Source organism: Streptomyces sp. SID3212, assembly GCF_009865405.1.
Taxonomy (GTDB): Bacteria; Actinomycetota; Actinomycetes; order Streptomycetales; family Streptomycetaceae; genus Streptomyces.
Window position 1 is genome coordinate 1 of record NZ_WWJY01000830.1, and the last position, 14,062, is coordinate 14,062.

Consider the following 14,062-nt stretch of genomic DNA (forward strand, 5'->3'; position numbering starts at 1 on the left):
GGGGGAACGGGGGAACGGGGGAACGGGGGAACGGGACAGCCGGAGACGGCTGTCCCGTTCCCCCGTTACGAGACGCCGGACGGGCCGGTCGGGGGCGTGCCTCACCGGACGGGCCGGTCGGGGGCGTGCCTCAGGTGCAGGTCAGGTTCATCTGGGCTGCCGCGTGGTGGGCTCCGTAGCGGGACGGGGTGCCCCAGTCCTGGCCTCTGTCTCTCAGGCGGACCGTGAAGCGGGTCGCCTTCACCCGGTAGTTGCCCACCTTGACCAGCGTGCCCCGGTGCGTCGACTGGCGGATGCCGAAGGCCGCGTAGCCCGACGTGGGGTCGTCCCTGTCGGACAGGACCTCGTAGACCGAGGGGTCGCCGGCCGCGTCGCGGGGGTTGTCGCTCTTCGGTACGTAGACCGCCAGGGCGCACTTCTCGTAACCCCTGCCCAGTTCCCACGACCAGGTCGCCGTGGAGCCCCGGTCGTCGTTCGCGCTGCCCGACATGGGGATCGCCGAGAAGCTGCCGTCGCACGAATCGCCCTCGTGGCCACCGGACTTCACCGTGTACCAGGCCGCGTCGCCGTTCTCGAAGCGGCCCGCCTCCTCGTACTCCCCCGTCCCACAACCCGGCCCCGCCCACACCGAGTAGCCCTGGACCGGCTTCGGGGTGGGGGCCACCGCCCCGCGCAGGGCGGGGAGTTGGGGCTGTATGACGTCCGTCGGCGCCGACGTGGACGGTGTGGTGCCGTCCGTCGCCGTGTCCGTCGTGCCGCGCGTCGTGAACGCGAACACCGCCGCGGCCACGGCCCCCAGCGCCAGAACCGCCCACACCGCGCGCAGTGGTCCGCGCGACGGGTACTCGGGGTGCTCGGGCCTCATGCCGCCCCACTATGCGCGATCACGCCCCCACCGGAAACCGGAAGCCGGGGATTGACCTTGCCCCAACGGCAGGGTTCACCCTCCCGTCACCGGGCCGACAGCGGCCCGGTGACGGAAGATGGGGCCATGGAAGACCTCACGGAACTCCTCAGCACCGGCGGACTCCTCACCATCGGCGAGTTCGCCGCCAGGTCGCGGCTCTCGCCGAAGGCGCTGCGCCTGTACGACCGTCTCGACCTGCTCGCACCCGCCCGGGTCGACGCGGTCACCGGCTATCGCTGGTACCGCCCCGACCAGGTCGAGCGCGCCCGGCTGGTGGCACTGCTCCGGCAGCTCGACATGCCCCTCGCCCGGATCGCCGAGGTCGTGGTGCTGCCCGGGCCGCGGGCCGCCGACGTGCTCGCCGGCTACTGGGCCGAGCGCGAGGAACGCCACGCCACCCAGAGCGCGGTGGCCGCCCATCTCCGTGACCGATTGTCCGGCAGAAGGAAAAGTCCGATGTACGAGATCAAGACCGTGGACGTGGGCGAGCAGGCCGTACTGACCGAGCGCAGGCATCTGCTCGCCACCGAGCTGCCGCGCTGGATCCCCGCCGCCCTCGACCGGCTCACCGGCGCCGCCGAGCGGTGCGGGGGCGTCGCGGGCACCCCCTTCGTCGCCTACCACGCCGAGGTGAGCCTCGACAGCGACGGGCCCGCGGAGACCTGTGTGCCGGTGGGGGACGTACGGGCGGCGGAGGCGTACGCGGCCGAGAACCACCGTACGACCGCACTGCGCATCGAACCCGCGCAGCGGCTCGCGTACGTACGGGTCACGAAGGCGCAGGTCGCGCACCCGCAGATCCTGTCCGCCTTCGAGGCCGTCGAGGAGTGGATCGCCGAGCAGGGGCTGACCATCGCCGGGCCCTGCCGGGAGTTGTACTTCGAGGTCGACTGGGACGGGGCCGGACCGTCGGACGAGGTGTGCGACGTGGCCTTCCCCATCAGGTGAAGGTGAGGTGACCGCGGGGGGGAGGGGGACGCCTCTCGGTCCCTTTCAGCGGGGGCCTCTCGCTCCCCCCTCAGCGCAGTTCCTCCGGGCAGCCCGTCCCCCTCGGCAGCTGGTACGGCGCCGCCAGGCGGTACACCCCCGCCCGGGGCGCGAGCAGTTCCGTCCACTCGTCGCCCTCCGCGTCCTCCTCGGTCTTCATCAGGCACCCGTTGGGGTTCGTGTAGACCTTGGGGCCGTCGTCGTCCGCCTTCGACGCCTCCGTCTCCTGCGGCGGCAGCACACTCTTGCCCTCCGCGTCGACCAGGCCCAGCCAGGGCGAGTACGGGATACGGATCAGCACCCGGCCCGCCGTCTTCACGTGGATCGTCAGCTCGCCCGCGCCCGCCCGGTCCACCGTCGCCGGCGGATCGGCCAGCGGCATCGGGTCCTCGACGGCGAACAGCTGCCAGTTGGCGTCGCCCCACAGCGGCTTGAGGTAGGGCTGGCCCTTCTGGACCAGCTCCGCCTCCATCTTCGCGCCCGTGTCGGGCTTGCCCTTCGGCAGCACCACGAAGTGCACGGCCCAGCGGTCCAGCCAGCCGCGGTAGTTGTCGGCGGACAGGGTGTCGTCGTAGAAGATCGGGTTGCGCTCCATGTCCGCCTGCCGGTTCCAGCCCCGGGCGAGATTGACGTACGGGGCGAGCGCCGACGCCTCGCGGTGGCTCCTGGCCGGGACCACCTCGACCCGGCCCCGCTCGGCGCCGGCCCGCTGCAACTGGTTGACCAGCGGCGCCAGCTCACGGGTCCAGGAGGCGGTGGGAGCGGTACGGACGATGTCGTCGACGCCCTTGAAACCGATCCAGAAGTTGAGGCCGGCGAACGCCACCACCAGCGCGTACCACCGGCGTGAGCCCGGGTGGGTGTACGGGAGCGCGGCCAGCAGCACCACCCCCGCGACGATCATCGCGAGGCGGGACACGTTCGAGCCGATCTGGGAGTCGACCACCCAGGTCAGCAGCACGCCGACGCCGTAGACGGCCGCGGCGGCCCGTACCGTACGCCAGTCGCGCGGCACCAGCACGAAGACGAACACCGCGAAGACGAACGGCAGCGAGGCCGTCCCGACCGACATCGGCTGCGTCCCGGAGAAGGGGAAAAGCCAGGCGGACACGGCCACCACGACGGCCGGGGCGAGGCCGAGCGCGTACGCCCCCGGGCGCCGCTTGTTCACGAACAGCGCCGCCGCGACGACTCCGAGGAACAGTCCGGCGACGGGACTCGCCGCGGTCGCCAGCCCGGCGAGCGGGGCGGCGGCCACCGCCTTGAGCCAGCGCTTCCTGCGCCAACGGTGCGGCCAGCAGAACACGGCGGCGACCGCGCCCAGCGCGAACATCACGCCGAGGCCGAACGTCACCCGCCCCGAGAGGGCGTTGCAGAGGAACGCGAAGACCCCGGCCATCGCGCACGCGATGGGGTTACGGACCGCGCGGACGCGCACCAGGATCAGGGCGAGCAGGGCGGCGGAGACGGTCCCGGCGATCATCATCGTCGTACGGACGCCGAGGACCGACATCAGGTACGGGGAGACGACGCTGTACGAGACCGGGTGCATCCCGCCGTACCACGCGAGGTTGTACGCGGAGTCGGGGTGACGGCCGACGAACTCGGCCCACGCGTCCTGGGCGGCGATGTCTCCGCCACTGTTTGCGAAGAAGAAGAACCAGAGGAGATGGATCACCGCGGCGAGCGCGCCGGTGAAGAGGACGGGGTGCCTTCGCACGCGGTCACGGAGGCCGGAGAGGTCACGGAGGTCGCGGAGGCCACGGTCACGGGGGTCGCGGAGGTCACGGAGGCCGGCGAGGCCACGGAGACCGCGGAGACGGCGGAGACGGCGGAGACCGGTGGTGAAGGCCCCCGTCCCGTCGGCCGGCGGCGCGGGCAGCGGTCTCGGCGCCCCCTCGGGGGTGGTGCTGCCGTCCGTACGGGCCGGCTCAGTGGTGGTCACTGCGGCTCTCCACGTCTCCCCGACATGCCCCTCCGGGCGCCGCCTTGCCGCGTGCGCCCGGGGGCCTCATGTCCTAAGGACGCCGTCCCCGCGTCCCACAGTTGCCCTGCCCCGTTCAGCAGATGTCCGTTTCCGGACGCTAGCACGGCGGGCGTGCCGGGGAGAGGGGCATGTGAGACCCCTCTCCCCGGGCCGGGGATCGGCCGACGCGTCCCCGGGGTGAGGATCAGCCGACGCGCGTCAGCTTGGCGCCGAAGCCGGGCTCCGCCAGGTCCTTCTGGAGAGCGACCGGGGTGGAGACCTTGCCGTCGCCGGTGCCGATCGTCAGCTCGCCGACCACCGTGCCCGCCTTCGCGGTGTGCGGGACCTTGGTGCCCTTGTCACCGAGCTTGAGCGTGACCTTGAGCCCGGCCCAGCCGACCGGCTTGAGGTCCTTCGTGGCGACGATCGGAGTCGTACCGCCCAGCCCGTCGTCCACCTCCCCGACGACCTCGCCCTTCTTGACGACGGCGGCGGACGTGACGCCGTCCTGGGACGCCTGGATCAGCTTGAGGCTGTTCTGGATGGCCAGGTTGAGCTTGTCGTCCAGGGTGGTGGCCTGCTGCGCGCCCATCACTATGCCGATGATGCGGCGGTTCTCGCCGTCGATGATGGTCTGCGCGGTCCAGAGCAGGTTGCCGCCGGCCGGGGTGGAGGAGCCGGTCTTGATGCCGCTCACGCCGGGCTCGGCGAGGATCTTGTTGTTGTTGAAGATCCGCTTGCCGATGCCGGGGATCTCGATGTCCGGGGTGTTCACGATCTCGCGGAAGACGTCGTTCCGTACCACTGCCTCGGCCAGTTTGAGCTGGTCGGCCGGGGTGGACACGGTGGTCTTCATGAGGCCGCTCGGGTCCGTGTACGTGGAGTTCGTCATCCCGAGGTCGTCGGCGGCGGCGTTCATCTTCGTGACGAAGGCCTTCTCGGAGCCGGCGTCCCAGCGGGCCAGGAGGCGGGCCGCGTTGTTGCCCGACGGGATCATCAGGAGCTGGAGCATCTCCTTCTGCGTGTACTGCTGGCCCTCCTGGAGCGGCGCGGTCGACTCGTCGGGACGGTTCGACTCCTCGCCCGCCTGCTTGTCGACCGTGATCTTGGGGCCGACCTGCTTGCCGGTGATGGGGTGGTCCTTGAGTATCACGTAGGCCGTCATGGTCTTCGCGACGCTCGCGATGGGCGCGGGCTTGCCGGGGCCGTACTTCCCGAGGCTGCCGACTCCTTCCACCTCGACGGCTCCCTGGCCCTCGGACGGCCAGGGCAGGTCGAGCTTGCCGCCGTCGAAGGTGAAGGTGGCGGGAGCGGTGAGGGAGAGGGCGGGGTCGGGGAGCGGGCGGAGAGCCTGCACGATCGCAAAGATGATCAGTACGAGGAGGACCAGCGGGGTCCAGATCTTGACCCGCCGGACCGCCGTACGGACCGGGGTCTGGGGCGGGGGCGGGGTGTTGGTCAGCTCGGCGAGGAGGTCGAGCGGGGGCATGGGCGGCAGGGGCTGCTGCCGGGTGCGTTCCGCGCCGGAGAGCGCGGGGCCGGTGTAGCCGGGGGGTGGAGTGGTCGGGGTGCTCGTTCCGGTGGAGCCGGGGGGCGTCGGCTTCGTCCCGGTGGCGGAGGCCGAGGCGGAGGCCGAGGGCGGGGGTGTCGCCCGTACCTCGGACTTCTCGTCCCTGCGCAGCGGTACGAAGGTGCTGGCACTGGTGCCCGGGTTGCCCGGACTGCCCGGGTTGCTCCTGGCGGGCGGGGGCGTGGGCCTCTTGAGCGTGGTGGTGGGCTGGTCGACGGGCTGCGGGCGCTCGAAGGCCTTGAAGACGGCGGTCTGGCGGTCGACGGGGGGTTCGTCGGCGGGGGCGTCGGAGCCCGGAGCGGGCTCGGTGGCGGAGTCGGCGTCGGACTCGGCTCCGGCCTGCGGCTCGGAAGCAGCCGCCGGGCCGCCCTTCGGACCGCCCTTCGAGTCGGCCTTCGAGTCGGCCTTCGAGTCGGCCTTCGGCTTGTCTCCCGCCTCCGGTGCGGAGTCGGGTTCGTCGTCGGTACGGGACCGGCCCCACGACGTGCCCGTAGAGGTCTCGGACTTCACCGGCCCGTTCGGGCGGCCGGACGCGTCGCGCCCGTCGGATCCGTCGGGTCCCTCGGATGCCTCGGACTCCTCCGAAGCGGAATCCGACGACGCGGCGCCCGAAGGGCCCGAATCGTCCCGGATCCCGGACGGTGCGGCCTCCGCCGACTCCGACGTCTTGGCCTCGCGTACGGAATCGGAATCGCCGTCAACGTCTGCGGCAACGACCGGAGCGGACTCTCCACCCTGTCCGGACGCGCCCCCAGAAGCCCCCTGGTTGCCCGTCTCGGGCTCCGGAGCGCCCGACTCCGTGGAATCACCCGCACGACCCCCCTGAAGCCCGGAGACAGCCGCAGGAGCGCCCCCGGGCTCGAACGAGCGGCCGCCCGCCGGGTCCTGAGCATCCGAGGCCGTCGTGGCTGCGGAGTTCGACGCGCCCGCCGGGGTGGGCGTGTGCGCCGGGGACTCAACAGCCCCCGAGGGAGCGGCGGTCTCGGCCTCCTCGGCGCCCTCCGAGGAGGCCGAGGTCCCGGACACCTCTGCGGTCTCCGACGGCGCGGGGTTCCCGGAAGCCTGAGCGGCCTCCGAAGGAGCGGGAGTCCCCGGGGACTCAACAGCCCCCGAACGTGCATCAGCCTCACGGGACTCGGAAGCCTCGTCCTTCGGGGCGTCGCCCTGCGGGACCTGGTTCCCCCGAGCCTGACCCTGCGACGGCCGGTCCTCGGACGCCTGGCCCTCGGGCGCCTCGTCCTGCGTGAGCCGGCCCTCCGGGGCCCGCCCGTCGGACGGCTCGTCCTGGGGAACCTGGGCCTCCGGGGTCCGCCCCTGCGAGGGCTGCTCCTTGGGGGCCCCGTCCTCGGGAGCCTTGCCCTCGGGGGAACTGCCCTTCGGGGGCTGTGCGTCGGGGGTCTTGGGCTGGGGAGTCCGGGCTTCCTTCGGCGCGCCGGGCTCGGGGGTCCGGGGTGGGCGGGTGCCGGTCTTCGGGATTCGTACCCCTCGGGTCTGCGGGGCCTCCCGGGTGTTCGTGGTCTCCCGGGCCTGGGGGGTGTCCCGGGCCTGGGGGGTGTCCCGGGCCTGGGGGGTGTCCTGGGGCTGAGAGGTCTCCCCGGCCTGGGTCTCCCGGGGCCCTGGGGTCTCCCGGATCGGGCCCGGGGCGGGGGGCTTCGGGGCGGGGGCTTCGGGGGCGTGGTTGCCGGGGCGGTTCGGCTGGGGCGTCACCGTCCCCAGCACCTTCGTCGCGCCGTCCTCGGGGGCCCCGGCCGCGGCCTCGCGGAAGACCGCTAGGCGCGGGTCCCGCTCGACCGGAGTCGTCTCCCCCGACGACTTCTGCTGCTCCGACTTGCCGGGGGACTCGCCCGCCACCGCGTCTCCTTCATGTCTCGTACGGCACCTCGCGCGACGCGCCGTACTGTCCGAACCGTCTACGAGTTTCCTGTCCGGAACCGCTTTCCCGGTGCTAGACGAGAACGACATACATAACGGTTCCCGTACAAAGCACCCAGGCACTCTCGACAGACCATTGTGAGAGGGGTCACCCTGTCATTCATCCACGCGGGGAGGCATGGATGGGCAAGAGCCGCAGAACAATTCCGGAGGAGCTTCTGCTTCTCGCTCTGGACCCGGCCACGGGTACCACAGCGCAGCCGCAGTCGCTCGACCTCGGCCTGGCCGGGGCACAGCTAGTAGAGCTGGCTCTGGCAGGACGGATAGCCCCCGATGGGGATCGTATCGCCGTGGTGATGCCACGGCCGACCGGAGATCCGACTCTGGACTCCGCACTGGAACTGCTGCGCAGACGCGGCAGCCCGGTTCGGGCTGTCCATTGGATTGGCGGGCCCCGACTGGGGCTGCGCCAGACTTACCTCTCGCACCTGGAGCGGTGCGGCATGGTGCATGCCGTTTCGACCCAGATGTGTGGAGTGCTGCCGACGACTCGCTACCAGGCGACAGAGACGGCGATCAGCCGGGAGATCAGGGCCCGGCTGGACAGTGCGATCCGCACCGGCGTACCGCCGGACCCGCGGACCGCGGCGCTCGCCGCACTGGCCCACGCGGTCGGACTCGGCAAGCACCTGTACCCCGGGAACGAGGGGCGCTCGTCGCGCTCCCGCCTCCGGGACCTGATCAGACACGACCCCATGGGCGGTCTCGTGGCGCACGCCGTCATGGACGTCCAGAACGGCGCGGGCGCTCAACCGCACCGTGGCCAGCCGGAACGGAGCGCGCAGGGCGCTCCCGCCGGACGGCCGGGGGGCGTGCCGATGCAGCCGCATCACTCGAGTGGCATGGCTCGCGTCGCGGCGCACTGACCGTCGCACGTACGGACGTCGTACGTACGGGAGTCGTGCGTACGGAAGTTGTGCGTACGGAAGTCGTACGGACAGTCGTACGTGCAGACAGTCGTGCGCCCGCGCCGCACCACGCGGGTCCGTAACCGCACCACCGCACCACCACGCAATCCGCCGCACCGACGTCCCCAGACCCGGTTCGGGAGCCGCACAGGACACGCGGGGCAGGCCTGACTCCAGGGCTGCCCCGCGTGTTGCGTTCACGGCCCCCGGCGCCGCCCCCGCGCGAAACCGGCGTATTCGTCTCTGTGGCCGTTTTCCCGCGCAGTTGGGACCTTTGGTGGCAGTCTGCTGAGCAGTAGATACGTACAGCTATCAGCTATGCAGCCGGAGGTGCAGTTTCCCGTGGCGCCCAACGTCAACCCCACCGTCAGGCGACGCCGATTGGGACAGGAGCTTCGACGGCTCCGTGAGCTCAAGGGCATGACGGCCGAGGAAGTGGCGGAACGCCTGTTGGTCTCGCAGTCGAAGATCAGCCGTCTGGAGAACGGCCGCCGCTCCATCAGCCAGCGCGACGTCCGCGACCTGTGCGGCGTGTACGAGGTCGAGGACACCCGCATCGTCGACTCACTGATGCAGATGGCCAAGGACTCCCGCCAGCAGGGCTGGTGGCACGCCTTCGGCGACATCCCGTACAGCGTGTACATCGGCCTGGAGACCGACGCGGCCTCGCTGCGCGTGTACGAGCCCCAGGTGGTCCCGGGGCTGCTCCAGACCCGCCGGTACGCCGAGGCGCTCATCAACGGCGCGCTGCCCGAGTCCGCCGCCGGCGACGTCGAGAAGCGGGTCGGGGTACGGATCCGCCGCCAGGACCGCGTCACCACCACTGAGGAACCGTTGCGCCTGTGGGCCGTCGTGGACGAGGCGGCGCTGCGCCGGGTCGTCGGCGACCGCCAACTGATGCGGGAGCAGCTCGAATACCTCGTGGAGCAGTCCCAGCTCCCGCATGTGACCGTCCAGGTGCTGCCGTTCGACATGGGCGCGCATCCCGGCATCTCGGGTCACTACGCCATTCTCGAATTCCCGGACGCGTCCGACTCCAGCGTGGTCTATATCGAGGGCGTGACGAGCGACCTCTATCTGGAGAAGGCGAATGACGTGCAGCGGTACAGCGTGATGTACGAGCATTTGCGCGCGCAGGCCCTGAACGCCGATCAGACCCGGCAGTTCATCGCGGAAATCGCCAAGGAATACGCCCGCTGAGGCGGTCGGGGGGCGGCGGCCACGCGCCGGCCGTCCCCCGGCCCGGCTTCCGGCCTCACTTCGCCGCGGCTTCCCAAATGTCTCGTACGTCCATTTCCCCGCCGGGGTGAGGGCACGTTACACCTCAACCGCCCCAACGTGGAAGGCTCCCCTCCGATATGCCATCCGGATGAGTGAACGCCCGTCCCGCCCATCGAGGCGGACGAGTAGCGTCGATCATGCCAGCAGGAAGTTGGCGTGATGTTCCACCACTTGCTGAACCGGAGCGAACATGGCAATTCTTCAGGGCGCTACGGACACGTGGACGAAGTCCTCGTATTCCGGCGGTAACGGCGCTTGCGTCGAGGTCAAATCACCCGCGGTCCAGTCCATCGCCGTACGGGATTCAAAGGCACCCGAGGGACCCTCGATCTCCTTCGTCCCCGCGTCGTGGAATGCCTTCGTCCAGGAAATGAGCAGGGGCGCGTTCGACATCGGCTGACAGCCGTCGCATTGACGCCCCCAAGGTGAGAGCCCTCTCGACCGGTCCGCCGTCCTGGCCGAGGGGGCTCGGCCATGCCCCCGTCCCTCACGTACTCCCCAGCTCTCCACTCCCTCACTCGACCGCACGGGACCCGCATCCCGGCGGTCGTCTTTTTTTGCTTCGGACTCTGACGAAGTGCTCGCTCATCGTGTGGTCGTCGTCACGTTCACGACAACGCCCCGTAGAGTCAAGAACAAGTAAAATCGTTCGGCTTTCTGATCCCTGTTCACATTTATGACCTCGGGGGGCCTTGACCCGCCGCCGCGCCAAGCGGTTCAATCCCCCAAGTCCCCACTCCCGCACGGGGCCACCGCTGATTCCGGACGTACTGACGAAGAGCATCGACGTTCACAAGGCGGACCCCTGGAGGGGGCACATGAACAGCCTCGACTGGATCGTGCTCATCGCGTACTTCGGTGTGATGGTCGCGATCGGCATCTGGTCGCACAAGCGCGTGGACAACGTCAGCGACTTCTTCACGGCCGGCGGCAAGATGCCGTGGTGGCTGTCCGGCATCTCGCACCACATGTCCGGCTACAGCGCGGTGATGTTCACCGGCTACGCGGGCATCGCGTACGTCTACGGCGTCACGTCCTTCGTGACCTGGTCCCTGCCCATCGCCATCGGCATCGGGATCGGCGCGAAGCTCTTCGCGCCACGCCTCAACCGGCTGCGCTCGCGGCTGCACGTCGCGTCGCCGCTGGAGTACCTCAAGAACCGGTACGACGTGAAGACGCAGCAGGCGCTCGCCTGGTCGGGTCTGCTGCTGAAGATCGTGGACGTCGGCGCCAAGTGGGCGGCCATCGCCACCCTGCTCTCCGTCTTCACCGGACTCTCCCTCAACCAGGGCATCCTCATCACCGGTGTCATCACGGGCATCTACTGCACGGTCGGCGGACTGTGGGCCGACGCGCTCACCGAGCTGGGCCAGTTCATCATCCAGCTCTTCGCCGGGATCGCGATGCTCGTCGCCGTCATGGGCAAGCTGGGCGGGTTCAGTTCGCTGTGGACGGTGTGGGACAAGCTCCCCGACGGGCACGCGGACCCGGTGGCGGGCCCGTACACCGTGACGTTCCTGCTGGCGTTCCTCTTCATCAAGACCTTCGAGTACAACGGCGGCATGTGGAACCAGGCGCAGCGCTACATGGCGACCGCCAACGCCCGTGAGGCCACCCGCTCGGCGCGGCTGTCCTCCATCCTCTGGCTGGTCTGGCCGCTGGTCCTGTTCTTCCCGATGTGGTGCGCCCCGCTGCTCGTGAAGGCGCAGAAGCCGGACGCCTCGGACTCGTACGCCCTCATGGTCGAGCAGTTGCTGCCGCACGGGCTGCTGGGCCTGGTCATCGTCGGGTTCTTCTCGCACACCATGGCGATGTGCTCCTCCGACGCGAACGCCATCTCGGCCGTCTTCACCCGTGACATCGCGCCCGCCCTCTCCAAGGCGGCGCGCGGCTGGTCGGAGCGGGCGGGGCTGGCGGCGGCGCGGCTGTCGACCATCTCGTTCCTGGCGCTGTCCATGGCGATCGCGACCCAGGTCAACTCGCCGACGTTCAAGGACATCATCACCGTGGTCATCAAGTGGGTGGCCGGTCTGATGGGTCCGATCGCGATCCCGTTCATGCTGGGCATGCTCAAGACCTTCCGCAGGTCGGGTCCGACGGCGGCGCTCGTCAGCTGGGCGTTCGGGCTGCTGGCCTTCTGGCTGGTGAACTACCCGATCAACTGGAACGTCGACGGCGGGGTGCCGCTCCAGTACCAGGTGTCGGTCCCGCTGGCCGTCTCGCTGGTGCTGTACGTCGTGATCGGCTTCCTCAAGCCCGAGGACACCCCGGAGCGCGATGTGCTGCTGGCGCGGATCAACGGCCAGGGCGACGGGGACGGTTCGGGCCTGACGGCCGCGTCGCTGAACCTGCCGGGGCAGGCGGAGCCGCGGGACGCGAAGGTGGTGGGCGGGAAGGCGTCGTCGGACGGCTGATCGTTTTTCCGGGGTACGTGAGCGCCGGGCGGGCCCGGTTCGGTCCAGGCCCGTTCGGCGCTCCGTACGTCTCGTTCAGCCCCGCGGGTAGCGCGCCAGCCAGCCCGACACCGCGACCGTCGGGCTGTGCAGGGCCGGCCCCTGCGTCATCTCCATCGCGAAGTCGTCGGCGAGTTCGAGGAGGGTCGGCCGGCCCTCCAGCTCCGCCAGCCAGGCCGGGGGCAGCGCCGTCTCCCCGTGCAGGGTCCCGAGCAGTGCCCCGCACAGCGTGCCGGTGGCGCCGGACGGGCCGTCGTGGTTGACGGCGAGGCGCAGCCCGTGGCGGATGTCCTCACCGACGAGCGCGCAGTACACGGCCACGGCCAACGCGTCCTCGGCGGCGCGTCCTTCGCCGAGTCCGGCGATACGGTCAGGCCCCGGAACGCCCTGTCGTACGGCACCGAGCGCCGACCGGAGGGCCTGGGACACCGGCTCGTGCCCCGGGCGCGGCCCGAGCAGCAGCAGGGCCCGCGCCACGGACGCCTCCAGCGCCTCCCCCCGGGCCAGGCCGTGCACGATCACGGCGAAGGCACCGGCGGAGAGGTACGCGGTGGGGTGGCCGTGCGTCTGCGCCGCGCACTCCACGGCGAGCTGGCACACCAGCTGCGGCTCCCACCCGACGAGCAGGCCGAACGGCGCGGACCGTACGAGCGCGCCCGCGTCCCTCGCGGTGGGGTTCTTGGGCTTGTCGAGCGTGCCCATGATGGTGTCGCCGAACCCGGTCAGGCACGAGATGGTCGGGTCGCGGCGTACGTACAGCCACTCCTCCTGCGCGAGCCAGCCGTTGTCCTTGCGGCGGAGGTCGGGCCCCCAGTCGCGCTGCGTGGCCGCCCAGCGCAGGTGCGCGCGGTGCACGTCGGTCGGCGGGTGCCAGGCGCCGGTGTCCCTGCGGACCTGGGCGCGGATCAGTCCGTCCACGGTGAAGAGGGTCAGCTGGGTGGCGGCGGTGACCGCGCCGCGACGGCCGTACGCGCGTACGTAGTCGACGACCGCGTCCGAGCCGTGCACGCCCCGGATCTCGTCGAGCGTGAGTCCGGCGACGCCCGCCCCGAGCGCGTCCCCGACGGCACCACCGAGCAGGCAGCCCCGTACCCGGCTGCGAAAGTCCTGCTGCTCCGCGCGCCCCCAGACGGCGGCTCCGGACGGTGTGCTCACGCGCCCCTCTCCCTTCACCGCGCCTCGCGCCGCACCTCTCGGCGGCTCGGTGCGCAGCACTGTAATCGAACAGGGACGGGGGGTGGCCGCGCGGGCGGAAGCGGCGTGATCTAGACGCTGTCTTGTCGGTGATGCCGGGCTCGTGAAGGTGCGGCGGCCGATTCCGCGCGTAGCCGCGCCCGGTACTCGACGGCCCACGCGTAGTCCGGCCGCAGCGCGATCGCAGCGTCCAGGTCCGCCAGTGCCTCGGTGACGCGGTGCAGGCGGTGGCGGGTGGCGCCACGGCCGGCAAGGGCCGAGGGGTGGGCGGGGTTGAGTGTCAGCGCGCGGGTCAGTTCGCGGTCCGCGGCCTCGTAGTGGCCCGCGAGGCGGTGGATCTCGCCCCGCTCCGACGCGATCCAGTCGCTGTCGGGCGCGATCTCCGCCGCCCGGTCCAGGTCGGCGACCGCCAGGTCGTGTGCGGCCAGGGCGCAGTGGAGCCGGCCTCGGCGGACCAGGGCCCACAGGTAGCGGCCGTCCAGGGCCACCGCGCGGTCGAGGTCGGCGAGGGCGTCGGTGTGGCGGCCCAGGCGGTGCAGGGCGCTGCCGCGGACCGCCGTCGCGTACGCGTCCCCCGGCGCGGCCTCGATCGCCCGGTCCAGCAGGGCGACCGCTTCCTCGTACCGTCCCGCCGCGCGGAGCGTCTCGCCCCAGGCCCTGAGGATCTCGGGGGTGTCCGGGGCGAGTTCGTCGGCGCGGTGGAAGTCGGCGAGGGCCGCGGGGGTGTCGCCGAGCCCGCGGTGGGTGACGGCCCGGTCGAGGTACGCCTCGTACCGGCCGGGGGCGAGGGCGAGCGAGCGGTCGAGGTCGGCGAGCGCCGGCTCGTACCGGCCCTCGGCGCTCAGGACCCGGCCGCGTACGCGG

Annotated in this window: 10 protein-coding genes; 5 read left to right on the plus strand and 5 right to left on the minus strand. The window is 71.2% G+C overall.

Annotated elements, in window-relative coordinates; genetic code table 11:
- Positions 1-130 precede the first annotated feature (130 nt).
- Positions 131-865 carry an adhesin gene (locus GT042_RS25120; protein ID WP_161311004.1) on the minus strand — a complete coding sequence of 245 codons (735 nt, stop codon included), beginning with the start codon at positions 863-865 and terminating at the stop codon, positions 131-133.
- Positions 866-991: 126 nt separating this feature from the next.
- Here GT042_RS25120 and GT042_RS25125 point away from each other — a divergent pair, with 126 nt between their 5' ends.
- Positions 992-1,855 carry a MerR family transcriptional regulator gene (locus tag GT042_RS25125; RefSeq protein WP_161311005.1) on the plus strand — a complete coding sequence of 288 codons (864 nt, stop codon included), beginning with the start codon at positions 992-994 and terminating at the stop codon, positions 1,853-1,855.
- Between the two features lie 70 nt (positions 1,856-1,925).
- Here GT042_RS25125 and GT042_RS25130 read toward each other — a convergent pair whose 3' ends face one another.
- Together GT042_RS25130 and GT042_RS25135 are read right to left on the minus strand one after the other, a co-directional pair.
- Positions 1,926-3,614 carry an MFS transporter gene (locus tag GT042_RS25130; RefSeq protein ID WP_345943907.1) on the minus strand — a complete coding sequence of 563 codons (1,689 nt, stop codon included), beginning with the start codon at positions 3,612-3,614 and terminating at the stop codon, positions 1,926-1,928.
- Between the two features lie 451 nt (positions 3,615-4,065).
- Positions 4,066-7,281, minus strand: coding sequence for a serine hydrolase (locus GT042_RS25135; protein ID WP_345943906.1), 3,216 nt, complete (start codon positions 7,279-7,281; stop codon positions 4,066-4,068).
- A 203-nt stretch (positions 7,282-7,484) separates the two neighbouring features.
- Here GT042_RS25135 and GT042_RS25140 point away from each other — a divergent pair, with 203 nt between their 5' ends.
- The 4 genes from GT042_RS25140 (at position 7,485) to GT042_RS25155 (ending at position 11,965) form a co-directional block, all read left to right on the plus strand.
- Complete coding sequence (locus GT042_RS25140) at positions 7,485-8,228, plus strand: GPP34 family phosphoprotein (RefSeq protein WP_161311007.1); 744 nt, start codon at positions 7,485-7,487, stop codon at positions 8,226-8,228.
- 384 nt (positions 8,229-8,612) lie between these two features.
- The gene (locus GT042_RS25145) at positions 8,613-9,470 is read left to right on the plus strand and encodes a helix-turn-helix transcriptional regulator (protein ID WP_161311013.1); all 858 of its coding nucleotides are present in this window, start codon (positions 8,613-8,615) and stop codon (positions 9,468-9,470) included.
- Between the two features lie 271 nt (positions 9,471-9,741).
- Entirely contained in the window at positions 9,742-9,951 is a 210-nt protein-coding gene (locus tag GT042_RS25150; RefSeq protein WP_161311008.1) for a DUF397 domain-containing protein, read from the plus strand.
- Positions 9,952-10,369: 418 nt separating this feature from the next.
- Complete coding sequence (locus GT042_RS25155; RefSeq protein ID WP_161311009.1) at positions 10,370-11,965, plus strand: sodium:solute symporter family protein; 1,596 nt, start codon at positions 10,370-10,372, stop codon at positions 11,963-11,965.
- 75 nt (positions 11,966-12,040) lie between these two features.
- On the opposite strand, the gene GT042_RS25160 is transcribed toward GT042_RS25155, so the two are convergent.
- Positions 12,041-13,159, minus strand: a complete 1,119-nt coding sequence (locus GT042_RS25160) for an ADP-ribosylglycohydrolase family protein (RefSeq protein WP_161311010.1) — start codon at positions 13,157-13,159, stop codon at positions 12,041-12,043.
- A gap of 110 nt (positions 13,160-13,269) precedes the next feature.
- Positions 13,270-14,062 (minus strand): tetratricopeptide repeat protein (locus GT042_RS25165; RefSeq protein WP_161311011.1); only part of this gene is annotated, 793 nt, incomplete at its 5' end.

Excerpts from the sequence above, each read along its gene's own strand:
- GT042_RS25125 (WP_161311005.1), top strand. The coding sequence starts at position 992 with ATGGAAGACCTCACGGAACTCCTCAGCACCGGCGGACTCCTCACCATC.
- GT042_RS25120 (WP_161311004.1), bottom strand. The coding sequence starts at position 865 with ATGAGGCCCGAGCACCCCGAGTACCCGTCGCGCGGACCACTGCGCGCG.
- GT042_RS25150 (WP_161311008.1), top strand. The coding sequence starts at position 9,742 with ATGGCAATTCTTCAGGGCGCTACGGACACGTGGACGAAGTCCTCGTAT.
- GT042_RS25140 (WP_161311007.1), top strand. The coding sequence starts at position 7,485 with ATGGGCAAGAGCCGCAGAACAATTCCGGAGGAGCTTCTGCTTCTCGCT.
- GT042_RS25155 (WP_161311009.1), top strand. The coding sequence starts at position 10,370 with ATGAACAGCCTCGACTGGATCGTGCTCATCGCGTACTTCGGTGTGATG.